19 protein-coding genes are annotated in these 21,808 nt (G+C 45.5%); 12 read left to right on the forward strand and 7 right to left on the reverse strand.

The features are described from left to right. The first annotated feature begins 94 nt into the window (after positions 1-94). Positions 95-286: a membrane protein YhzF gene (yhzF, locus tag AC4CV5_RS06100; RefSeq protein WP_166853742.1), complete on the forward strand. Its 192-nt coding sequence runs from the start codon at positions 95-97 to the stop codon at positions 284-286. Between the two features lie 73 nt (positions 287-359). Here yhzF and trpP read toward each other — a convergent pair whose 3' ends face one another. The 3 genes from trpP to AC4CV5_RS06115 all read right to left on the reverse strand — a co-directional run bounded on the left by trpP (position 360) and on the right by AC4CV5_RS06115 (position 2,664). Further along, on the reverse strand, positions 360-878 hold the full coding sequence (gene trpP / locus AC4CV5_RS06105) for a tryptophan transporter TrpP (RefSeq protein WP_166853741.1): 519 nt from the start codon (positions 876-878) through the stop codon (positions 360-362). A gap of 123 nt (positions 879-1,001) precedes the next feature. Further along, entirely contained in the window at positions 1,002-2,081 is a 1,080-nt protein-coding gene (gene serC / locus AC4CV5_RS06110) for a 3-phosphoserine/phosphohydroxythreonine transaminase (protein ID WP_222142932.1), read from the reverse strand. A 145-nt stretch (positions 2,082-2,226) separates the two neighbouring features. Continuing rightward, a complete protein-coding gene (locus tag AC4CV5_RS06115; RefSeq protein WP_166853739.1) occupies positions 2,227-2,664 on the reverse strand; it encodes an HIT family protein in 438 nt (145 codons plus the stop codon). A gap of 487 nt (positions 2,665-3,151) precedes the next feature. Here AC4CV5_RS06115 and ecsA point away from each other — a divergent pair, with 487 nt between their 5' ends. From ecsA to AC4CV5_RS06130, 3 genes are read left to right on the forward strand one after another with little or no spacing between them, the layout of a single operon-like run. After that, complete coding sequence (gene ecsA / locus AC4CV5_RS06120; protein WP_003239493.1) at positions 3,152-3,895, forward strand: ABC transporter ATP-binding protein EcsA; 744 nt, start codon at positions 3,152-3,154, stop codon at positions 3,893-3,895. After that, positions 3,888-5,114, forward strand: a complete 1,227-nt coding sequence (gene ecsB, locus AC4CV5_RS06125; protein ID WP_490922266.1) for an ABC transporter permease EcsB — start codon at positions 3,888-3,890, stop codon at positions 5,112-5,114. Before ecsA ends, ecsB begins: the two co-directional genes overlap by 8 nt. A gap of 20 nt (positions 5,115-5,134) precedes the next feature. After that, on the forward strand, positions 5,135-5,845 hold the full coding sequence (locus AC4CV5_RS06130; RefSeq protein WP_222142529.1) for an EcsC family protein: 711 nt from the start codon (positions 5,135-5,137) through the stop codon (positions 5,843-5,845). Positions 5,846-5,862: 17 nt separating this feature from the next. On the opposite strand, the gene sndC is transcribed toward AC4CV5_RS06130, so the two are convergent. The 3 genes from sndC to hmoB form a co-directional block, all read right to left on the reverse strand. Then, positions 5,863-7,053 carry an N-acetyl amino acid acetylase SndC gene (gene sndC / locus AC4CV5_RS06135; RefSeq protein ID WP_222142530.1) on the reverse strand — a complete coding sequence of 397 codons (1,191 nt, stop codon included), beginning with the start codon at positions 7,051-7,053 and terminating at the stop codon, positions 5,863-5,865. A gap of 72 nt (positions 7,054-7,125) precedes the next feature. Next, entirely contained in the window at positions 7,126-8,517 is a 1,392-nt protein-coding gene (locus tag AC4CV5_RS06140; protein WP_490922269.1) for a hypothetical protein, read from the reverse strand. 409 nt (positions 8,518-8,926) lie between these two features. Then, positions 8,927-9,427: a heme-degrading oxygenase HmoB gene (gene hmoB, locus AC4CV5_RS06145; RefSeq protein ID WP_373923905.1), complete on the reverse strand. Its 501-nt coding sequence runs from the start codon at positions 9,425-9,427 to the stop codon at positions 8,927-8,929. A 121-nt stretch (positions 9,428-9,548) separates the two neighbouring features. Between hmoB and AC4CV5_RS06150 the strand changes: the two genes are divergently transcribed. The 6 genes from AC4CV5_RS06150 (at position 9,549) to AC4CV5_RS06175 (ending at position 18,426) form a co-directional block, all read left to right on the forward strand. Next, on the forward strand, positions 9,549-11,693 hold the full coding sequence (locus AC4CV5_RS06150) for a transglycosylase domain-containing protein (RefSeq protein ID WP_222142532.1): 2,145 nt from the start codon (positions 9,549-9,551) through the stop codon (positions 11,691-11,693). 121 nt (positions 11,694-11,814) lie between these two features. Then, on the forward strand, positions 11,815-12,876 hold the full coding sequence (gene hemE, locus AC4CV5_RS06155; RefSeq protein ID WP_003224305.1) for a uroporphyrinogen decarboxylase: 1,062 nt from the start codon (positions 11,815-11,817) through the stop codon (positions 12,874-12,876). Between the two features lie 72 nt (positions 12,877-12,948). Then, positions 12,949-13,881 carry a ferrochelatase gene (gene hemH / locus AC4CV5_RS06160; protein ID WP_490922270.1) on the forward strand — a complete coding sequence of 311 codons (933 nt, stop codon included), beginning with the start codon at positions 12,949-12,951 and terminating at the stop codon, positions 13,879-13,881. 14 nt (positions 13,882-13,895) lie between these two features. Then, positions 13,896-15,308 (forward strand): protoporphyrinogen oxidase, encoded by a 1,413-nt coding sequence (gene hemY / locus AC4CV5_RS06165; protein ID WP_166853729.1) that lies wholly within the window; start codon positions 13,896-13,898, stop codon positions 15,306-15,308. A gap of 144 nt (positions 15,309-15,452) precedes the next feature. Next, the gene (locus tag AC4CV5_RS06170) at positions 15,453-16,028 is read left to right on the forward strand and encodes a TetR/AcrR family transcriptional regulator (RefSeq protein WP_222142536.1); all 576 of its coding nucleotides are present in this window, start codon (positions 15,453-15,455) and stop codon (positions 16,026-16,028) included. Between the two features lie 70 nt (positions 16,029-16,098). Beyond that, the gene (locus tag AC4CV5_RS06175; protein ID WP_490922272.1) at positions 16,099-18,426 is read left to right on the forward strand and encodes a YhgE/Pip family protein; all 2,328 of its coding nucleotides are present in this window, start codon (positions 16,099-16,101) and stop codon (positions 18,424-18,426) included. A 41-nt stretch (positions 18,427-18,467) separates the two neighbouring features. Here AC4CV5_RS06175 and fabHB read toward each other — a convergent pair whose 3' ends face one another. After that, the gene (gene fabHB, locus AC4CV5_RS06180) at positions 18,468-19,445 is read right to left on the reverse strand and encodes a beta-ketoacyl-ACP synthase III FabHB (RefSeq protein WP_166853727.1); all 978 of its coding nucleotides are present in this window, start codon (positions 19,443-19,445) and stop codon (positions 18,468-18,470) included. 128 nt (positions 19,446-19,573) lie between these two features. On the opposite strand from fabHB, the gene AC4CV5_RS06185 reads away from it, so the two are divergent. Both AC4CV5_RS06185 and AC4CV5_RS06190 read left to right on the forward strand, forming a co-directional pair. Continuing rightward, positions 19,574-20,350, forward strand: a complete 777-nt coding sequence (locus AC4CV5_RS06185) for a YhfC family intramembrane metalloprotease (protein ID WP_166853726.1) — start codon at positions 19,574-19,576, stop codon at positions 20,348-20,350. A gap of 417 nt (positions 20,351-20,767) precedes the next feature. Then, positions 20,768-21,808 carry a M42 family metallopeptidase gene (locus AC4CV5_RS06190; protein ID WP_166853725.1) on the forward strand — a complete coding sequence of 347 codons (1,041 nt, stop codon included), beginning with the start codon at positions 20,768-20,770 and terminating at the stop codon, positions 21,806-21,808.

Raw genomic sequence — 21,808 nt, forward strand, 5'->3', positions numbered from 1 at the left:
CATTCAGCATTTTTCATTTTTGTTGAAAGCCTGAACTTCTATACATAGCTTGCTCTATTTTAGCATATTTTTTAAGTGAAAAGGAGGGAGAAGGTTGTCTGTCTTTATGATCGTGTTATCCTGCATCACCCTTGCCTTCGCTTCAGGCGCTGTTTACTATATCAGACTTCTCAGCCAGGCTGCTTCTTATCCGCCCAAAAAGGTCATCCGGCAGAAAGCGCTTGTTTGTTCAACCGGAACCGCCTTTACACTATGTCTTATCTTTTTCACAAAACTCTTCTCTTAAAACATGCTGACATGCTGCGGGCTCTCTGTTCGAAAAAACCTCTCCCGGAAGCGGAAGAGGTTTTGTGTGACAATTATTTAGCAGCTTCCATAAAGCTCGAACGTCTTAAAATGGTTTGGACAATTGGATAAATAATAATCATTGCAATTGTGTTCAGCACAGTTGCCGGCAGAACAACTGCTGCGAACAATGCGGCAAAACCGCCAGGCAAACCGACAATCAATAAAGCTGACGATAAAAATACAATTCCCGATAAGATGGTCCCGATCGCAGTCAGCACAGCGGCTGCACCTGTTTTCTGGCTCCTTCTGAATAAAAGGAATATGATGAAGAACAGAAACGCTGACACGGGTTTATCGATGATGTTAGGGATCTGTCCGGCTGGAAATGCGGTTGTAAGCGCGGAAATGATTCCGGTCACAATCCCGATGACGAGTACGTTTTGCACCCGCGGGAACAGAAGGATGCCCATGAACATCATGATCAGCATCATATCTGGTTTCATGCCGCCTAAAAAAGGCGGAATAATGGAATGAAGCGCTGCGCCGATTGCGGCAAACAGAGCCATAATGACTAACTCTTTCGTTTTCATATCTATGCTCTCCTCTGCTAAGCTTTTTGCCCTCCAATAATATGCTCGTCATTTATTGCGAAGGCTTAAAGAATGTGATATGCAAACAGTATACCAAACGAACGGTTTGCATAGCCAGACTTTTTACTCATTTTTCTGCTGGAATTTCTTCATGAACGCAGCTAATTTTTCACAGTCTTCGAGAGACACCGCGTTATAAATAGAAGCGCGGCAGCCTCCTACTGAACGGTGTCCGCCAAGCCCGATCATTTTTGCTGCTTTTGCTTCCTGAACGAATGTTTTTGTTAATTCGTCATCACGAAGCGTGAAGGTAACATTCATGCGTGAGCGGCTGTCCTTTCTGGCATGCCCTTTATAGAATCCGTTGCTTTCATCAATACAGCTGTAGAGAACCTGAGCTTTTTGTTCATTGCGCTGTTCAGCAGCGTCCACACCGCCGTTCTCCTTCAGCCATTCCAGAACAAGGCTCAGCATATAAATCGCAAATGTCGGCGGAGTGTTGTAGAGTGAATCCGCTTTGACATGCGTTGAATATTTTAAGATTTTTGGAACGTTCGCATTTTCATTTTGCAGCCAAGTTTTTTTCATGATGACAACTGTCACACCGGAAGGGCCGAGGTTCTTTTGGGCGCCTCCGTATATCACGTCAAACTTGGACACATCGATTTTTCTGCTCAAAATATCGCTGGACATGTCAGCGACGAGCGGAATTGGGGAATTCGGGAATTCCTGCCACTGTGTGCCGAAAATCGTATTGTTGGACGTGATATGTAAATATGCACCGTCTTTTACATTCGAAAGGTCAACCTCCGGAATAAAGCTATAATTGTCTGCTTCACTTGTGGCAGTGACAGACGTATTTCCGAACAGTTTCGTTTCTGCCAGTGCTTTTTCAGACCATGCGCCGGTCATCACAAAATGCGCGGTTTTTTCAGGTGTTAAAAAGTTCATTGGAAGCATTGAGAATTGAAGGCTTGCCCCGCCTTGAAGAAACAAAATATCGTAATCTTCCGGGATGCCCATCAGTTCAACTAAAAGGTTTTTCGCTTTTTGGTGCACCGCTTCATACTCTTTGCTGCGGTGGGAAAGCTCCATAACAGACATGCCGGATTCGTTAAAATCAATAAATTCTTTCTGTGCTTTTTGCAGAACTTCCAATGGCAGCGCTGCAGGACCTGCGTTAAAATTCGTTGTACGTTCCATCATGATCTCTCCCTGTTTTCCACGTTAATGTATAAAATAATACAATTATCCTATCACAAAAATTCAGTTTTTTGATAAAAAATTAGAATAATCAAAAGAAATTGACGGATGTTTGCGAAATGTTCACAAATAAAATAACCCCATCTTATGATGAGGTTAGGCGTTTTGCGATAGAGGAAGAGATGTTCTGCAGATCCTCTGGTTTGTAATCATCAGCATGTGTTTTCCAAACCGCTCCGAATCCATCTCCTTTTCCGTAGCGCGGGATAATATGCATATGATAATGGAAAACAGATTGTCCTGCTTTTTCGCCGTTATTGTTCAGCGTATTTAAGCCGATCGGTTCAAATTCATCCCGAATAGCGCGGGCGATTTTCGGAACGGCGTGAAAATATTGTTTTGCTAATTCATCCGTAAATTCATACACATTTTCGATATGTGTTTTCGGAATGACAAGCGTATGACCCTTTGTCACTTGGCTGATATCAAGAAAGGCCAATACATGCTCATCTTCATACACCTTTGCGGATGGGATGTCGCCGGCGATGATTTTACAAAAGATACAATTTTCTGCACAATGCATGAGGGTTCCTCCTTATGAAATTGTTTAGTATGTATACACTCATCGTACCACAGAAATGCAGAAAATAGAAAACAGGATGAACGGCGAGCGTTCACCCTGAATGCAGAGGAAGAGCTTATATAAAGAAAATGTGATATGCCTTTGGTAAGCACCTCATTTGTCAATAAAATGAAGACTTGTTTAATGCCTAACGATTCCTGCGATAAACACCTCATTTGACAATTTGCTTCATAGATGAAGAATTCATCAATTCAGTGAAGAGAAAAGGTTTGAGCATTGGACATGTTTATTTTCTATCCAACTGTATCTAAGACGTCTTTGACAAACACCTCATTTTTCAGTTGATATGCTTTTCCTCTACGACCATTATGATGTCCAGAAGCCTGTCTTCTTATAACAGCAAATTCATCATTTGTTAAAAGGGAATTGTTTCAATTCAGGCCTTGTTTTTGGTACTATGAAGAAAAACAATATAAGGGGAGAAATTATGTCTCTGCTATCGGTAAAAGACTTAACCGGCGGATATACAAGGAATCCGGTTTTAAAAAACGTATCATTCACCCTCGAACCGAATCAAATTGTCGGCTTAATCGGGCTGAACGGTGCTGGTAAAAGTACAACAATCAGACATATCATCGGGCTGATGGACCCGCATAAAGGTTCAATCGAATTAAATGGAAAAACCTTTGCTGAGGACCCGGAAGGCTACCGTTCACAATTCACCTATATACCTGAAACACCTGTTTTATATGAAGAGCTGACGCTGATGGAGCATCTTGAATTAACAGCCATGGCATACGGCCTGTCAAAAGAAACGATGGAGAAAAGGCTGCCGGCGCTTTTAAAGGAATTCCGAATGGAAAAGAGGCTGAAGTGGTTTCCGGCTCATTTTTCTAAAGGAATGAAACAGAAGGTTATGATCATGTGCGCATTTTTGGCAGAGCCCGCACTATATATTATTGATGAGCCTTTTCTAGGGCTTGATCCGCTTGCGATTAACGCGCTGCTTGAGCGTATGAATGAAGCGAAAAAAGGCGGAGCGAGCGTGCTGATGTCAACGCACATTTTGGCAACGGCAGAACGCTATTGTGATTCGTTTATTATTTTACATAACGGCGAGGTGCGCGCGCGAGGCACGCTGTCTGAGCTCAGAGAGCAGTTTGGAATGAAGGACGCGGCGCTGGACGATTTGTATCTTGAGCTCACAAAGGAAGACGCTGGCCATGAATAATATGCTTGATATTTGGCAGTCGCGGCTGCAGGAGCATATCAAAGAAACAAGAACATACATGAAATATATGCTCAACGATCACCTTGTCATTGTTTTGATCTTTTTTCTCGCGGGCGCTGCAAGCTGGTACAGCAAATGGATACGGGACATTCCCGCTCACTTTCCGTCCTTCTGGGTAATGGCCGTGCTGTTTTCACTCGTGTTGACAAGCTCTTATGTGCGGACGCTTTTGAAGGAGGCTGACCTTGTCTTCTTATTGCCGCTTGAAGCAAAAATGGAGCCTTACTTGAAGCAGGCGTTTGTCTACAGCTATGTGTCTCAGCTGTTTCCGCTGATTGCATTGAGCATTGTTGCAATGCCGCTATATTTCGCTGTCGCACCGGGGGCTTCGCTTGTATCGTATGCGGCAGTCTTCGTCCAGCTTTTGCTGCTGAAAGCGTGGAATCAGGTGATGGAATGGCGTACGACCTTCCAGAACGACCGAAGCATGAAACGGATGGATGTGATCATTCGCTTTGCGGCGAATACGCTCGTTCTTTATTTTGTTTTCCAATCTGTTTATATGTATGCGGTTGTGGTCTATGTCATTATGGCTGCTCTTTATCTGTATATGTCTTCCTCAGCAAAACGCAAAACGTTTAAATGGGAGAGCCATATTGAGTCCGAATTGAGACGCAAGCAGCGTTTCTATCGGATTGCCAACCTGTTCACTGATGTGCCGCATTTGCGAAAGCAAGCGAAACGCAGGGCGTATCTCGACTTTTTGCTGCGGCTTGTGCCGTTTGAACAGCGGAAAACGTTTGCCTACATGTTCACCCGCGCCTTTTTGCGTTCAAGTGATTATTTGGGGATTCTCGTCAGATTAACGGTCATTTTCGCGCTGATCATTATGTATGTGTCGGCAAGCCCGCTCATAGCAGGGGTTTTGACTGTGTTTACCATTTTCATAACAGGCATTCAGCTTCTGCCGCTGTTTGGCCACTTTGATCATCTGGCGCTTCAAGAGCTTTATCCTGTGAAAAAAGAAACGAAGCTGAAAAGCTATTTCTCTCTATTAAAAACTGCACTTACCGTTCAAGCGCTGCTGATATCTGCTGCATCTGCCTATGCTGCGGGATTGACAGGTTTTCTTTATGCGCTGATCGGTTCTTCCGTTCTGATTTTTGTTGTTCTGCCGTCTTATATGACAACAAGACTGAAAAAACATGGAAAGCTGTGAGCTAAAAAAGGGGTAGTCAAATGACAGACAATCATCTGCTGATGCAGGAAGCCCTTCAATGGAAAATGCATTTTTTGCGGAAGGATTCCATGTTTGAACGTTTTTCGAAGCGTGTGCAAACGAAGGTGAATGAGCGGATTCCCGAAAAAATCCATACGGTCGTCACTGAGAGCGTGAAAAAAATGGTGGAAGCGACGATGGCCGGCTCCAATATCATAACCTATAAGAAGGATACAAGTGCACTTTCGCTCGGTGAAAAAAACGAACTGGCGAAAAAAACGATTGCTTCTTATCAGAAGGTGGCAGCTGCTGAGGGAGTGGGCACCGGAGCGGGCGGCATTTTTTTAGGCATTGCCGATTTCCCGCTGCTGCTTTCGATTAAGATGAAGTGTTTATTTACCTTATCCTCAATTTATGGCTTTGATGTGAAGGATGCACAAGAAAGAATGTTTTTGCTGCTTGTGTTTCAGCTTGCGTTTTCGAGTGATGACTGCCGAAAATCGCTTTTTTCCGTCGTCGACAATTGGGAGACGGAGAAAAAGAGTATCGACTGGAGAGTGTTCCAGCAGGAATATCGCGATTATATCGACGTCGTGAAGCTTTTGCAGCTTTTGCCCGGAGTAGGAGCGGCGGTCGGCGGCATTGCCAATTATAAGCTGCTTGCTCAGCTTGGGGAGACGGCAAGACACGTTTTTCATCTGAGAATAGGAAAGGAAACAGCCGGAGAATGAACACTCCGGCTGTTTTTTTATAGCTGATGATAGGTGATCGCCGCGCCCGCAAGTACCTTGGCTGCAGTCAGCATCGCTTTTTCATTGATATCAAATTTCGGATGGTGATGGGAGTAGACGCGCTCTGGCTGTTCAGGAGCGGCACCTGTAAAGAAAAAGGTGCCTTTGACATTTTGTAAGTAGTAAGCAAAATCCTCGCCGCCCATTTGCGGTTCACCGTCAATGACCTGCTGAACGCCCTCAGTGTTCTTTGCGACGCTGACCAAGTGGCTCGTTTCTGCAGGATGATTCACAACCGCCGGATAGCCCCATTCATAGTTATACTCATAGGACGCGCCGTGCATGGTGCACACGCCTTTTACAACTGCTTCAATTTCCTTCTCCAGCATGCTGCGGACATTTTCGTCAAAAGAACGTGCTGTGCCGATGAGTGCCGCTTGGTCTGCAATGACATTAAACGGGTTGTTGGCGATGAAAGAGCCTGTCGAAATGACGGCGGATTGAATCGGGTTGACTTTGCGGCTGACAATGTGCTGTAAAGAGGAAACGATTTGCGAGCCGATCAGGACGGCGTCTTTTGTATCATGCGGGTGAGCGCCGTGGCCGCCCTTCCCGAGGATTTTTATCGTGAATCGGTCCGCCGCCGCCATCACGGCGCCGGGGCGGCAGAGAATGGTTCCGAGCGGTTCAGTCGCCCAAAGATGCGTGCCGAATATCACATCCGCGTTTTCGAGACAGCCGTCATCAATCATTGGCTTTGCGCCTCCCGGATAATATTCTTCCGCATGCTGGTGGATCATCACAAATGTTCCCTTCAGCTCATGTCTGTTTTGGTGAAGGACCTTCGCCACAGCGAGAAGAGCTGCCGTATGGCCGTCATGGCCGCATGCGTGCATGACACCTGGCACTTTGGAGGCGTAAGGAACATCTTTTTCATCTTGAATGGGGAGAGCGTCAAAGTCGGCCCGCAAAGCGACAGTAGGGCCTGGTTCGCTTCCTTCTATATATGCTAAAACCCCTCTGCCGCCGACGTTCGTGCGGATCGGGACTCCTAACGATTCATAATAGGAAGCAATAAATGCGGCGGTTTTTTCTTCTTGAAACGAAAGCTCGGGATACATATGAAAGTGGCGCCTGATCTCGACCATTTCTTCAAAACAGCTGTCGAGCTGTTTGTTAATCTCTTTCTGCAATGTGGATATGGACAAGGCCGCTTCCCCCTTTTCTATGCTTTTCCATGATTGTATAGAAAAAGTCTGAATATTTCAACTCAGCGCGTTTTAAAGCAAAATCATGGCAGCGATGGTTGTCACGATAAGGCCAATTGAGACGGGAATGAAGTTTTTTCTGGCAAGCTCAAAAGGATCAACTTTACAAATGGCAGCGGCGGGAATCAGCGCCCATGGGACCAGTGTTCCGCCGCCCACCCAGATGGCAGATATTTGGCCGAGTGCGGTCAGAACGGCGGGATCAGTATGAAGAGCGGACGAAAAGAGCTTGGCGATAGAGCCGGCGAGAGAAATGCCTGAAAACCCTGATCCATCCAGGCCGGTTATGGCACCGGCGGCAGTTAAAGCAGCAGCGGCAAGCTCCTTTGACATGGGCATCATGTGGGATAAAGCAATGCCGAGATCATTGACAATTCCGTGGGAACCTTTAGGGAGTGAAGTGCCTAGTATGTTTTCATAGCCTGAGTCGCCAAGATAAAAGAAAGCGGCAATCGGGATGACGGGACCGAAAACCTTAAAGCCGAACTGGAATCCATCAATAAAATAACCGGTGATTTTTTCAAGCCCTTTTTGCTTATACACGAGAAAATGAACGATCAGGAGGATGCAGATTGCAGACCCGCCAATTAACGCGGTCGCATCATTTCCCTGTAGGTTAAACAAGAGCATGCAGGCGATATCCACAATAAAGACAAAAGGAATCAAAAAAGCCAGTATGGACCGCAGGCGTTTTGGCAAGTACAGCGAGGTGTCTTGTTCGCCAGAATGTACGGGGGAAAAAGAAGCTGCACCCAGCTGTTTTTTGCGTTCTCGCTGAATCATAATAAATGCTGCGGTTGTGGTGGTCACGCCCATAATCAGCACAAGGGGAATACTCGCTGAGATGACATCACCGACTGGAATGCCCGCTGCATCCGCTGTCAGCTTTGGTGCTGCCTGAATGACAAAGTCTCCTGACAGAGCAAAGCCGTGTCCGAATAAGTTCATGGCCATGGCTGCGGCAATGGGCGGCAAACCGACGCGGGCGGCTGCCGGGAGCAGGACGGCGCCGATCAAAGCGACACCCGGAGAAGGCCAGAAGAAGAGAGAAATGGCAAACATCAGGCCGCCAATCAGCCAGTAGGCAGTCACAGGACCTTTCACAAGGCTTGCAAAGGGAGAAATCATCGCTTCATTTATCCCTGTTTTTGTTAACAAATCACTCATCGAAACGATAAAACAAATGATGAAAATCGTGGGCAGCAGTTCGCCGGCCGCGTAGATAAAGCTGTGGAATAAACTGCTGACAGAAGCTGAAAGTGAATGGCTGGCCCAAAGCGATATCATAAAAATGCCGAGTAAGGAAATAAAGGTTGTGTCTTTCCGCAGCAGCATAAATAGGATAATCGCTCCGATAAAAAACACATACAGAACATGGACAGACAAAATCCCGACTTCCATCATCGATCACTCCTTCCGCTTCCTACAGATTATTCATAGGCGGGCGGAAGGTGCCGGGACGGAAGGCTGGGTTATGATGGAAGATGGACATTGATATTTTGCAGCTGTTCAGTTCAATTATGCTTTAGCACTTTTTTGATTTTTGCTGATGTGTTGGGAAGCATTCAGGAGAAAAAATGATGCCTCCACCAGCAATCCCGTTTTTTCTATAGGCAATGATGCTTTCCGATCGTTCTAAATATGAACCATCCTCGCGCTGCATCTCGTAATCATCATATCCGAACTGGAAACCGCAACACGATTACCAAGCCTATCATATGCCGGCTCCGTCAATCCCTTAAACCCGCAGGCTGGGCAGGTATACATCATTTTGCTTTCCTCCCATTAAATAAGCTGCCGGACATGCCGGCAGCTATTCAACAGCGAAATATGTGGTGACATACGAAGGCCGTGAGAAGATCGACGTTGTGTCAATTCCGGCAGACGTGCCGCGTTTTTTGTGGGCTTCTTTGTATGAATCAGACTGCTGCCAATCTTGAAAGGCTCTTTCCGTTTCCCACAAGGTGAGAATGACATAGGTGTCACTGTCAAGCGGACGAAGCACACGAATCGCTTCAAAACCGGGCTCGTTTTCGACCTTTCCCGCTCTGTTTTTAAATCTGTTTTCAAACAGCGGACGTCCTTCTTGAGTAACGGCAATATTGTTCAATACTGCAAAACCGGGATGCTTCAACTCACCGACTTGGTCAATCACTTCATAAGCGTGGGGTGACTGGAAAACCGTATCTCCGCTTGTTTCGTGGATCAAAATCGCGTTTTCCTGCCCCTGCATCAAAAGGATATTTTCCGAAGGATGCTTCTTTACGATCGTTTTTAAAAAATCGGCTGTCCCATATGTAATATAAACCTTCATATCAGCCACCTCCTGCTTGCTAGTATATCAAAACAATGGTATAAGTTTCTATTGGCGAGTGCTTCGAACATAATTCCAAACAATTTTTCCCATACTACCTTTAGAAAGGCGAGGTGAGTTCATGTTTAAGATAAAGAAAAAGAAACTATTTATACCCATCATTATTTTAGTGTTAACTGCTTTTCTCGCTTTAATAGGATATATTTCAATTATTTTTCTCGGACATTATGTCATAGATGAAAAGAAGCTCATTCTTCATGCATCTTCAAAAATTGTGGATCAAAACGGAGATGAGGTTGCAAGCCTGTATACAGAAAATCGTGAGCCTGTCTCGATCAATGAGATTCCGAAGCAGGTCAGAGAAGCGTTTATCGCTGTTGAGGATAAAAGGTTCTATGAGCATCACGGCATTGATGCAAAATCTGTCGGAAGGGCAATATACCGCGATATCTTAGCAGGCGGAAAGGTGGAAGGCGGAAGCACGATCACCCAGCAGCTTGCCAAAAATATTTTTCTGACCCATGACAAAACGTTTTTAAGAAAAACAAAAGAAGTGATCATTGCGATCAATCTTGAACGGGATTACAGCAAGGACAAGCTGCTGGAAATGTATTTGAACCAGCTTTACTTCGGGCATGGAGTCTACGGCATACAAGCGGCGTCCCACTATTATTTTAATAAAGAAGTAAAAGATTTAACTGTATCCGAAGGCGCGGTTTTGGCCGCTATTCCGAAGGCGCCTTCTACGTATTCTCCTGTTTTGCATCCTGATAAAAGTAAGGAGCGGCGTGATACGATTCTCGGCATGATGAATGACCAAGGCTACATCAGTGCGAAAGAGGCTGTCAGCGCGCAGGGGAGGACGCTCGGGCTGAACGTGAAGAAACAGTCGGAAACACCTTGGTTTGACAGCTATATTGATCTTGTGATTGAAGAGGCGGAGAACAAGTACTCGATTTCCGGAGAACAGCTCCTTCAAGGCGGATACACGATCAAGGTGCCGCTTGATTCGAAGCTGCAGAAGACCGCTTATCAGGTGATGAAACAAGGAAGCTATTATCCCGGAACAGACCAGAATGCCGAAGGAAGCGCGGTCTTTATCAATAACAAGACAGGCGGTGTGGAAGCGGCGATCGGCGGAAGAGATTACACATCCAAAGGGTATAACCGTGTCACAGCTGCCCGACAGCCGGGTTCCACATTTAAGCCGCTTGCAGTATACGGACCGGCGATGCAGGAAAAGAAATTTAAGCCCTACTCTCTATTGAAGGATGAGCTGCAATCCTACGGAGATTATACGCCGAAAAACTATGACAGCCAGTATGAGGGCGAAGTGACCATGTCTGATGCCATTACGTACAGCAAAAACGCGCCGGCTGTCTGGACGCTGAATGAGATCGGCGTCGAAACAGGAAAGTCTTATTTGCAAGCAAACGGTATTGATATCCCTGATGAAGGGCTTGCTCTCGCTCTAGGCGGCTTGGAAAAAGGCGTTTCACCACTCCAGCTTGCCGGGGCATTTCATACATTTGCCGCGAATGGAACGTATACTGAACCGTACTTTATTACCAGCATAAAGGATGAAGACGGAGAAACAATAGCCGATCATAAAGAAGAAGGAAAGCGGGTATTCAGCAAGCAAACGTCCTGGAATATGACGAGAATGTTGCAGCAGGTGGTCAAAAAGGGAACGGCAACCTCCGGCACCTATCACGGCGATCTGGCGGGGAAAACTGGTTCTACATCTTATACAGGAGTGTCTGGCGCCACAAAGGACGCCTGGTTTGCAGGCTATACGCCGAAAATAACCGGGGCGGTCTGGATGGGCTATGACAAAACGGATCAAAGTCATTATTTAAAAGGCGGCAGCGCGTATCCGACGAGACTGTTTAAGGATATTTTGACACAGGCTGGAGAAACCGGTTCTGTGTTTACGAAGCCTAAAAACGTCAAAGAACTGGAAAGCCCGATTGAACTGGAGCCAGTCAAAACGCTGAAAGCAGATTACACATTTAAAGCTGCGGGGCTCTTTACCATTGAATTAAAATGGGATGCTCAAGAGGATGATCGGGCCGTATACAGAATTTATGTAAATAAGGATGGCAAGGAGACGCTTCTTGATTCAGTTGAAGGAAAGGGAAGCTATGAAATCCCTTATGCCAACTTGTTTTCAGGCGCTTCTTATAAAATTGTGCCTTATAATACACAGACAAAGAGAGAAGGGGATGGAACCGATTACGTTCAGCCTAAATTGTTTTCCTCTTAATGGAATTCGGCGATTTTTTGAACTTTGAGCCTCACTTCTATACCATTTGCCTAAAACAAGGTATAGTGTAATAAGTCAAGAAATACGAACGTATGGTTGCAGTATGAAAGGTGGAAATCAGATGAGTAAACGAGAAACGTTTAACGAGACGTTTTTAAAAGCTGCACGGGGAGAAAAAGCGGATCACACGCCTGTATGGTATATGAGACAAGCAGGGCGATCACAGCCGGAATACCGTAAGCTGAAGGAAAAGTACGGATTGTTTGACATTACACATCAGCCGGAGCTTTGTGCGTATGTCACCAGACTGCCGGTTGAGCAATACGGAGTCGATGCTGCAATCCTTTATAAAGATATCATGACTCCGCTGCCGTCAATCGGTGTGGATGTTGAAATCAAAAACGGAATCGGGCCTGTGATTGACCAGCCGATCCGGTCTCTGGCGGACATTGAAAAACTCGGCCAGATTGATCCGGAACAGGACGTGCCGTACGTGCTTGAGACGATTAAACTGCTTGTCAATGAGCAGCTCAACGTCCCGCTCATCGGTTTCTCAGGGGCGCCTTTTACGCTGGCCAGTTATATGATCGAAGGCGGTCCGTCGAAAAACTACAATAAAACAAAAGCCTTCATGTACAGCATGCCGGATGCATGGAATCTGCTGATGTCCAAGCTTGCCGACATGATCATTGTATATGTGAAAGCGCAGATTAAGGCAGGCGCAAAAGCGATTCAAATCTTTGATTCGTGGGTCGGTGCGCTGAATCAGGCAGATTACAGAACATACATCAAACCCGTGATGAACCGGATCTTTTCAGAGCTTGCGGAGGAAAATGTGCCGCTGATCATGTTTGGCGTCGGTGCAAGCCATCTGGCAGGTGACTGGCATGACCTACCTCTTGATGTTGTCGGGCTCGATTGGAGACTCAGCATAGATGAAGCCAGATCAAAAGGCATCACTAAAACAGTGCAGGGCAACCTGGACCCGTCCATTTTGCTTGCGCCATGGGAAGTCATTGAGAAGAAAACGACGGAAATACTGGATCAGGGCATGAAATCGGACAGCTTCATTTTCAACCTTGGACACGGGGTATTTCCTGACGTCAGTCCTGAGGTTTTGAAAAAACTGACAGCATTTGTCCATAAATATTCACAAAACAAAAAAATGGGTCAATATTCCTAAGCATATCTTTTGGTTATCTTAATGATAACCTGTCAAAATGTTTGTATCAGTTCATTAAAGAGGGTGTAAACAGTGAGTAGAAAGAAAATGGGGCTTCTCGTTATGGCGTACGGCACGCCTTATAAAGAAGAAGATATCGAACGTTATTATACACATATCAGAAGAGGCAGAAAGCCTGAACCTGAAATGCTTCAAGATTTGAAAGACAGATACGAAGCAATTGGCGGCATTTCACCGCTTGCCAAAATCACAGAAGAGCAAGCGCACAAGCTTGAACAGCACTTAAATGAGTTTCAGGACGAGATTACGTTTAAAGCGTATATCGGGCTGAAGCATATCGAGCCATTTATTGAAGATGCTGTAGCAGAGATGCATAAGGACGGCATTACAGAAGCGGTCAGCATCGTGCTGGCACCGCATTTCTCCACGTTCAGCGTGCAGTCCTACAACAAGCGTGCTAAAGAAGAGGCTGAAAAACTTGGCGGCTTAACGATTACGTCTGTTGAAAGCTGGTACAATGAACCGAAATTCGTGAAATACTGGGTTGACCGAGTGAAGGAAACATATGCGTCAATGCCTGAAGGTGAAAGAGAAAACGCGATGCTCATCGTATCCGCACACAGTCTGCCGGAAAAAATCAAAGAATTTGGAGACCCATACCCGGACCAGCTTCATGAATCAGCGAAATTGATTGCTGAAGGCGCAGGCGTTTCCGAATATGCTGTCGGCTGGCAAAGCGAAGGAAATACGCCTGATCCTTGGCTGGGACCTGATGTACAGGATTTAACACGTGATTTATTCGAACAAAAAGGCTATCAGGCATTCGTATATGTCCCTGTCGGATTTGTAGCGGATCATTTAGAAGTGCTTTATGATAATGATTATGAATGCAAAGTGGTCACTGACGATATCGGTGCAAGCTACTACCGCCCGGAAATGCCGAATGCAAAGCCGGAATTTATTGATGCATTAGCAACAGTTGTATTAAAAAAATTAGGACGTTAAAGAAGGCGATGAACATGAGTGACGCTAAAAAACATGTAGTCATCATCGGCGGCGGCATTACCGGTTTAGCCGCCGCCTTCTATATGGAAAAAGAAATCAAAGAAAAAAATCTGCCGCTTGAGCTGACGCTTGTTGAGGCAAGTCCGAGAGTCGGCGGGAAAATCCAGACTGTCAAGAAAGACGGCTATACCATCGAAAGAGGGCCTGACTCATTTCTGGAACGGAAGACAAGCGCTCCGCAGCTTGTCAAAGATGTAGGCCTTGAGCATTTGCTTGTCAACAATGCGACAGGACAATCCTATGTGCTTGTAAATCGCACCCTGCATCCAATGCCTAAGGGAGCCGTGATGGGGATACCGACTAAAATTGCGCCGTTTGTTTCAACCGGTCTGTTTTCTGTGTCTGGGAAGGCAAGGGCCGCTATGGATTTCATCCTGCCTGCAAGCAAGTCAAAAGACGACCAGTCATTGGGAGAATTTTTCCGCAGACGTGTCGGAGATGAAGTGGTTGAGAATTTAATCGAGCCGCTTTTATCAGGCATCTACGCTGGCGACATTGACAAGCTCAGTCTAATGTCGACTTTTCCGCAATTTTACCAGACGGAACAAAAGCACAGAAGCCTGATTCTCGGCATGAAAAAAACAAGGCCTCAAGGCTCCGGCCAGCAGCTGACGGCTAAAAAGCAAGGGCAGTTCCAGACCCTTTCAACCGGTTTGCAGACCCTTGTCGAAGAGATCGAAAAGCAATTAAAGCTGACGAAGGTATACAAAGGGACCAAAGTGACCAAGATCAGCCGCGGCGGCACTGGCTACTCGCTTGATCTGGATAACGGCGTCACACTTGATGCTGAATCAGTGATTGTGACTGCCCCGCATAAAGCGGCTGCAGGAATGCTTCCTGAGCTTCCGGTCATTTCTCATTTGAAAAATATGCACTCCACATCCGTGGCAAATGTCGCTTTGGGCTTCCCTGAAGGCGCCGTCCAAATGGAGCATGAGGGGACGGGCTTTGTTATCTCAAGAAACAGTGATTTCGCCATCACAGCCTGTACGTGGACGAATAAAAAATGGCCGCATGCAGCACCTGAAGGCAAAACACTGCTTCGGGCATATGTTGGAAAAGCCGGAGACGAATCGATTGTCGATCTCTCGGATAACGACATTATCAACATTGTGTTAGAAGACTTAAAGAAAGTCATGAACATAAACGGGGAGCCGGAAATGACCTGTGTCACCCGCTGGCATGAAAGCATGCCGCAGTACCATGTCGGCCATAAGCAGCGCATCAAAGAGCTGCGCGAAGCACTGACCTCCGCATATCCGGGTGTCTACGTGACAGGCGCTTCTTTTGAAGGTGTTGGAATTCCCGACTGCATCGACCAAGGAAAAGCAGCCGTGTCTGACGCGCTTACCTATTTATTCAGCTAAAAACCTCCGCCATAGCGGAGGTTTTTTGTTGTGCAATGGCAATATTGCGTAAAGAAATGATTGAATTGAACAGCAGGTTATGATACATTTGCATATGTACTTAATGACTAAAATGTTCAAACGGTCAGTTTCGAGGTGAATACAATGTCAATAGATCGAAAAAAGCTCATTTTGGCGGCAGCCACAAAGTCTTTTACTCAGTTCGGGTATAAAGCGACGACAATGGATCTTGTGGCGAAGCTTGCGAACGTGGGGAAGGGAACCATTTATACTTTTTTCAAAAACAAAGAAGAGCTGTTTGACGAGATTTTCACTACTTTATTGAAGGAAATGAAGCAAAAAGCGGACGAAGCGATGGAGCCGAACCTTCCGTTCCATGAAAATGTGCACAGGGCGCTGTTTGCCATTCTTGAGTTCAGGAAAACACATCAGCTGACGATTAAAATTTTCCAAGAAAATGCTGAGATTGGTACAATGGCAGTTCAGGAAGTGATCCAAAAAATGGAGCGAGGCATTCTGTCTTATATCAAAAATAAGATTGAAGACGGAATCAAGAACGGTGCAATCAAGCCGTGCGATCCTGAACTGACAGCTTTTGTGATGTTGAAGCTTTATATCGCGCTCATTTTTGATTGGGAAAAACAGCATCCCCCGCTCGATAAAGAGACGATTGCGGAACTGCTTGAATTGTATGTTGTCAAAGGATTGTCAGCCAACTAGATAATCCTTTCTCTTTGCAAGAAAATGACCATTTTTCATGATGAGTCAGTTTTAGAATGGAGGCATCAGGATGAACACAATACGAAGTCAGTGGAAAGACATCGTAACGAGTAAAAAATTATTAATACCCATCATTGCCATTTTGTTTGTCCCGCTTATTTACAGCGGCGTGTTCTTAAAGGCTTATTGGGACCCATACGGCACTGTTGACCAGCTGCCTGTCGTTGTCGTCAACCAAGACAAAGGAGCAACGTATGAAGGAGAAAAACTTCAAATCGGTGATGATCTGGTCAAAGAATTAAAGGATAATAATAACTTTGATTGGCATTTTTCCAGTGATCTCGACCAATCGTTAAAGGACTTATTAAATCAAAAATACTATTTAGTTGTCGAGATTCCAGAGGATTTTTCTAAGAATGCCAGCACTGTATTGGACAAAAATCCGAAAAAGCTGGATCTGAAATACCATACGAATGCCGGTTCGAACTATGTAGGGGCTACGATCGGTGAAAAAGCGATTGATAAACTAAAAGCCTCTGTTTCTAAAGAAGTGACCGAGCAATATACGAAAGTCATTTTTGATAACTTTAAAGATATCGCCAAAGGTTTGAGCGACGCAAGCAGCGGAGCGAAAAAAATCGATGACGGCACAAAAGATGCGAAAAACGGAAGCGCCCAGCTGAAAGAAAACCTGGAGAAGCTGAAGGAAAGCACTGCCACTATCAGTGACAAAACGGCGCAGCTTGCGGATGGAGCGGCTCAGGTGACAAGCGGCATCCAATCGCTTGACAGCTCGCTCGGAAAATTCCAGGACAGCAGCAATACGATTTATGAAAACTCAGGAAAGCTTGCGGCAGGATCAGGCGAGCTGACAGGCAAACTGAATGAACTTCTTGCCGGCCTTCAAAAAGTGCAGCAGGGCTTGCCTAATCTGACAAACGGGCTGGATCAGCTCAACAGTAAAGCCCAAGAAGGTTCTGAGAAAGCAGCAAAAGCGGAAAAAATCATAAATGCGCTCGATTTAACGAAGCTTGAAACAGCTGTGAACAACCTGGAAAAGTCAGAAACTGCGATGAAGGAATTCCAAAAACAGCTGACTGACTTTGAAAACAGCTTAAAAAACCGTGACCAGGCATTTAAAAATCTCATTAACTCAAGTGATTTCTTAACAGCGGAGCAAAAAAGCCAGCTGATCAACTCTGTTGAGAAAAAGCTTCCGCAAGTTGATGCGCCTGATTTTGATCAAATCTTAAGCCAGCTTCCTACAGCTGATCAGCTGCCTGATATTGCAACGATAAAAAGCTCTCTTCAAGACGTGAAAGCGCAGGTCGCACAGCTGAAAGCAATGCCGGAAGCTACATCTAAGCTTTATAACGGCGCTAAAGCCACTCAAGATGCGATTGACAAATTAACCGATGGAACTGAGAAGATATACAATGGTTCACAGCAGCTGACAGAAAACCAAAATAAACTGACAGCGGGTATCGGTGAATATAATAAACAATTCGCAAAAGCAAAAGCCGGCTCAGAGCAATTGGTGACAGGAAGCAGTCAAGTATCTGGCGGATTGCTGAAACTGTTAGAAGGGTCTAAACAAATCCAAAGCGGGTCATCAAAACTCGCAGACGGATCTGCATCACTTGATACAGGTTTAGGCAAGCTATTGGACGGAACAGGAGAGCTGTCTAATAAGCTGAAGGATGCGGCAGATCAAACAGGAGATATCGACGCTGACGATCAAACATACGGCATGTTTGCCGATCCGGTTAAAACTAAAGATGATGCCATTCATTCTGTTCCTAACTACGGAACAGGGCTGACACCTTATATCCTGTCAATGGGCTTGTATGTCGGCGGCATCATGCTGACGGTTGTCTTCCCGCTGAAGGAAGCGTCAGGACGTCCGAGAAACGGTTTTGAGTGGTTCTTCAGCAAATTCAATGTCATGATGCTCGTTGGAATTATTCAATCGCTGATTGTGGCGACGGTTCTGCTTCTCGGAATTGGTCTCGAGGTTGAGAGCACGTGGAGATTTTACGTGTTTACGATCATTACGAGTCTCGCTTTCCTAGCGATGATTCAATTTTTGGCGACAACGATGGGCAACCCGGGACGATTTATCGCAGTCATTATTTTAGTGCTGCAGCTCGGTGCCAGCGGAGGAACCTTCCCGTTAGAATTGCTTCCGAATTTCTATCAAGTTATCCATGGCGCATTGCCGATGACCTACAGCATTAACGGATTCAGAGCGGTCATTTCAAACGGGGATTTTGGCTACATGTGGCAGATGGCCGGCGTATTAATCGGCATCGCCCTCGTTATGATTTTGCTGAGCATTACTTACTTTACGATTTTAAGCCGGAAGGAAGATACTTCAGAAGAACAGCCGGCTTCATAATAAAAAAGAACTTGTTTCCTATGAAACAAGTTCTTTTTTTGTTACATTCCCCATTTGACAAGCAACCCTGTATAGGTTAATCCGCCGCCAAATCCGAAAAGCATCACGGTTTGATCTTTTTTCAGCTTCCCGGCTTTCACTGCGAGATCCAGCGCCAAAACAATCGAAACAGAAGACGTGTTTCCATAGTATTCAACACTGGTGAGCGTTTTTTCAATCGGGAACGGTGTTTTTTCACAAATCGACTCGATCATGCGCAAGTTGGCGCTGTGAGGCACAAACCAATCAAGCTCTCCGCTTGTCAGATCCGCTTGACGTAAAAGGCGTTCAAATTCGCGCGGAACGGTTCTCGCTGCCCATTTATACACCTCGCGGCCGTTTTGGACCATTTTACCGGAACCAGCAAGCTGCACCCCGTTTAGTTCATTCCGAAGCCCGGCACGGTACAAAATATCTCCGCTGTTCCCGTTTGTTCCTTGGACAGACGCAAGAAATCCAGGCGTCTCTTCATCTCGTTCTACCAACAGCGCACCCGCAGCGTCGCCAAACAGAACGCATGTCGTTCGATCGGTATAATCCGTTACTTTTGACAGTGTCTCTCCGGCGATGACGAGAATTTTTTGATGAAGGCCGGATGTGATCAATCCATTTGCCAAATGAAGACCGTATGTCAGTCCGGCGCACGTCGCATTAATATCCAGTGCGCCGGTGCTTTCCCACCCGAAAAATTCCTGCACACGGCATGCCGTACTCGGGAAGGCATAATCGGATGTTGTTGTGGCAACGAGGATCATATCGACATCATTAAGTGTCCCTTCATAACGGCTCTTAAGATCCTTCACCGCTTCGATGCATAAATCAGAGGTGAACTGCTGTTCATCCGCAATCCGGCGTTCTCTCATACCTGTGCGCTGAACAATCCATTCATCTGACGTATCAACAATTTTTTCTAAATCAGCATTGGTTAAGCGCCTGCTAGGCGCATAGGTGCCGATAGCCGTAATTTTTGCTTTTGACATATGAACCACTCCTTGTGACCAAATTATAACACTAGATATTAGCATCTGGTACTAAAAAGAAGGATTTTTCATAAAAAAAGAGAAAATGTGAAATAGGGAATCTAGGAATAGAAAAAGGAGGCTGGTAAATGGTCAGTCAAGAAGCAGTAGTCTTTATGGCGGTATCCGGGGCTATTGCATTTTTGTTGCCGGTCGGACTGATAGTATGGTTTAAACGAAAGTATGGCGCCTCGTTAAAGGTGTTTTTTATTGGCGCTCTCACGTTTTTTGTCTTTGCTCAGCTGTTGGAGGGCGGCGTTCATGTTTATGTACTGCAAGTGAATGACATAACGAAAGAGGCCATGCAAAATCCATTGTGGTATGGCATTTACGGCTGCTTGATGGCCGGGATTTTTGAGGAGTGCGGACGATATATCATGATGAGAATTTTTTTGAAGCGCCATCATGCTTGGGCGGATGGCCTGGCTTTCGGAGCAGGCCATGGGGGGCTTGAAGCCATCCTGATTACAGGCTTGTCCTCCATTTCACTTATTGTATACGCATTTGCGATCAATAGCGGAACGTTTGAACAGTTTCTGATCAATGAAGACATCAAACAGGCACTTCTGCCGATTCAGGAGCAGCTGCTGCATACCCCTTCGTATGAATGGCTGCTGGGCGGAATAGAAAGAATCAGTGCGATTGCCGTCCAAATCGGGCTGTCGCTGCTTATCCTGTATGCGGTTAAAAGCCGCCGGCCGCTTTTTTTGCTGTATTCTATTCTTTTACATGCGATCTTTAATGTACCGGCGGTTTTATACCAAAAAAGAATAATAGAACATGCTGCAGCTGTTGAAATCATTGTTGCTTTAATAGCTGCCATATCAGTCTATTGGATTGTAAAAGCAAAAAGCCTGTTTCAATAAAAAAGTCCAAGCAGCAGTAAAGCCTGCTTGGAAAAATGTGAATGGAAATATTCGATAAGCATGGGTCATCAGAATATTTCTGATTCAGCCCTTAGCAATGACAGCAAGAGTGTCTGTGTTTTTTACAAGAGAAACAATGGTTTTTCTTTTTCTTCTTCTTCTCGCAAGGGTCATGGCATTCTTTCTTTTTCTTGCAATGGTCGTGGAAATCCTTATCGAACCACTCGTCAAAGAACCAAAACTCATCAAACCAATCGTGACAATGATGTTTCCGTTCATGTGAATGACGACAGCACATAGATATCCCTCCTCTTCCCATGCTCTCTACAGCATATGAGAGATTGATAGGAAAAGATTGGACGGGTCCCTCGGGAAAAGAGTATATTTTATATAGAAAAATAAAAGGAGGAATATCCTATGACGTCCGTACGTAAAACGATGGAGCTCATTAAAGAGCTTGTTTCGATCCCAAGCCCGACAGGAAATACATATGAGGTGATCAATTATATTGATAGCCTTTTAAATGAATGGAAGGTAGAAACGGTTCGGAACCATAAGGGCGGCTTAATTGCAACACTTCCCGGACGCGACACATCCCGGCACCGCATGCTGACGGCGCACGTTGACACCCTCGGCGCTATGGTAAAGGAGATTAAAGCTGACGGCCGGCTGAAAATCGATTTGATCGGCGGGTTCCGCTACAACTCGATTGAGGGGGAGTACTGCCAAATTGAAACCGCCTCGGGAAAAACGTATACAGGCACAATTTTAATGCATCAAACGTCTGTGCACGTATACAAAGACGCGGGCAAAGCGGAGCGGAATCAAGAGAATATGGAGATCCGCCTTGATGAACCTGTTCACTGCCGGAAAGATACGGAAGAGCTTGGCATTGGCGTCGGAGATTTTGTGTCGTTTGATCCCCGTGTCGAGATTACATCAAGCGGATTTATTAAATCGCGCCATTTGGATGACAAAGCAAGCGTCGCCTTATTGCTCCGCCTAATTCATCAAATTCAAACAGAAGAAATTGAATTGCCGTATACAACTCATTTTCTCATTTCGAATAATGAAGAAATCGGATACGGCGGGAATTCAAATATTCCTCCTGAAACAGTTGAATATTTGGCGGTTGATATGGGAGCTATCGGTGACGGGCAGGCGACAGATGAATATTCAGTATCAATCTGTGTGAAGGATGCGAGCGGGCCGTATCATTATCAGCTGAGAAAGCATTTAGCCAATTTAGCTGAGAAGCATCATATCGACTATAAACTTGATATTTATCCGTACTACGGGTCGGATGCGTCAGCAGCAATCAAATCCGGGCATGATATTGTACATGGCCTGATCGGGCCGGGAATTGACGCTTCGCATGCATTTGAACGCACTCATAAATCATCCCTTCGCCATACAGCTAAGCTTCTGTACTATTATGTACAGTCGCCGATGGTATAA

The organism is Bacillus sp. NS1, from assembly GCF_058248265.1.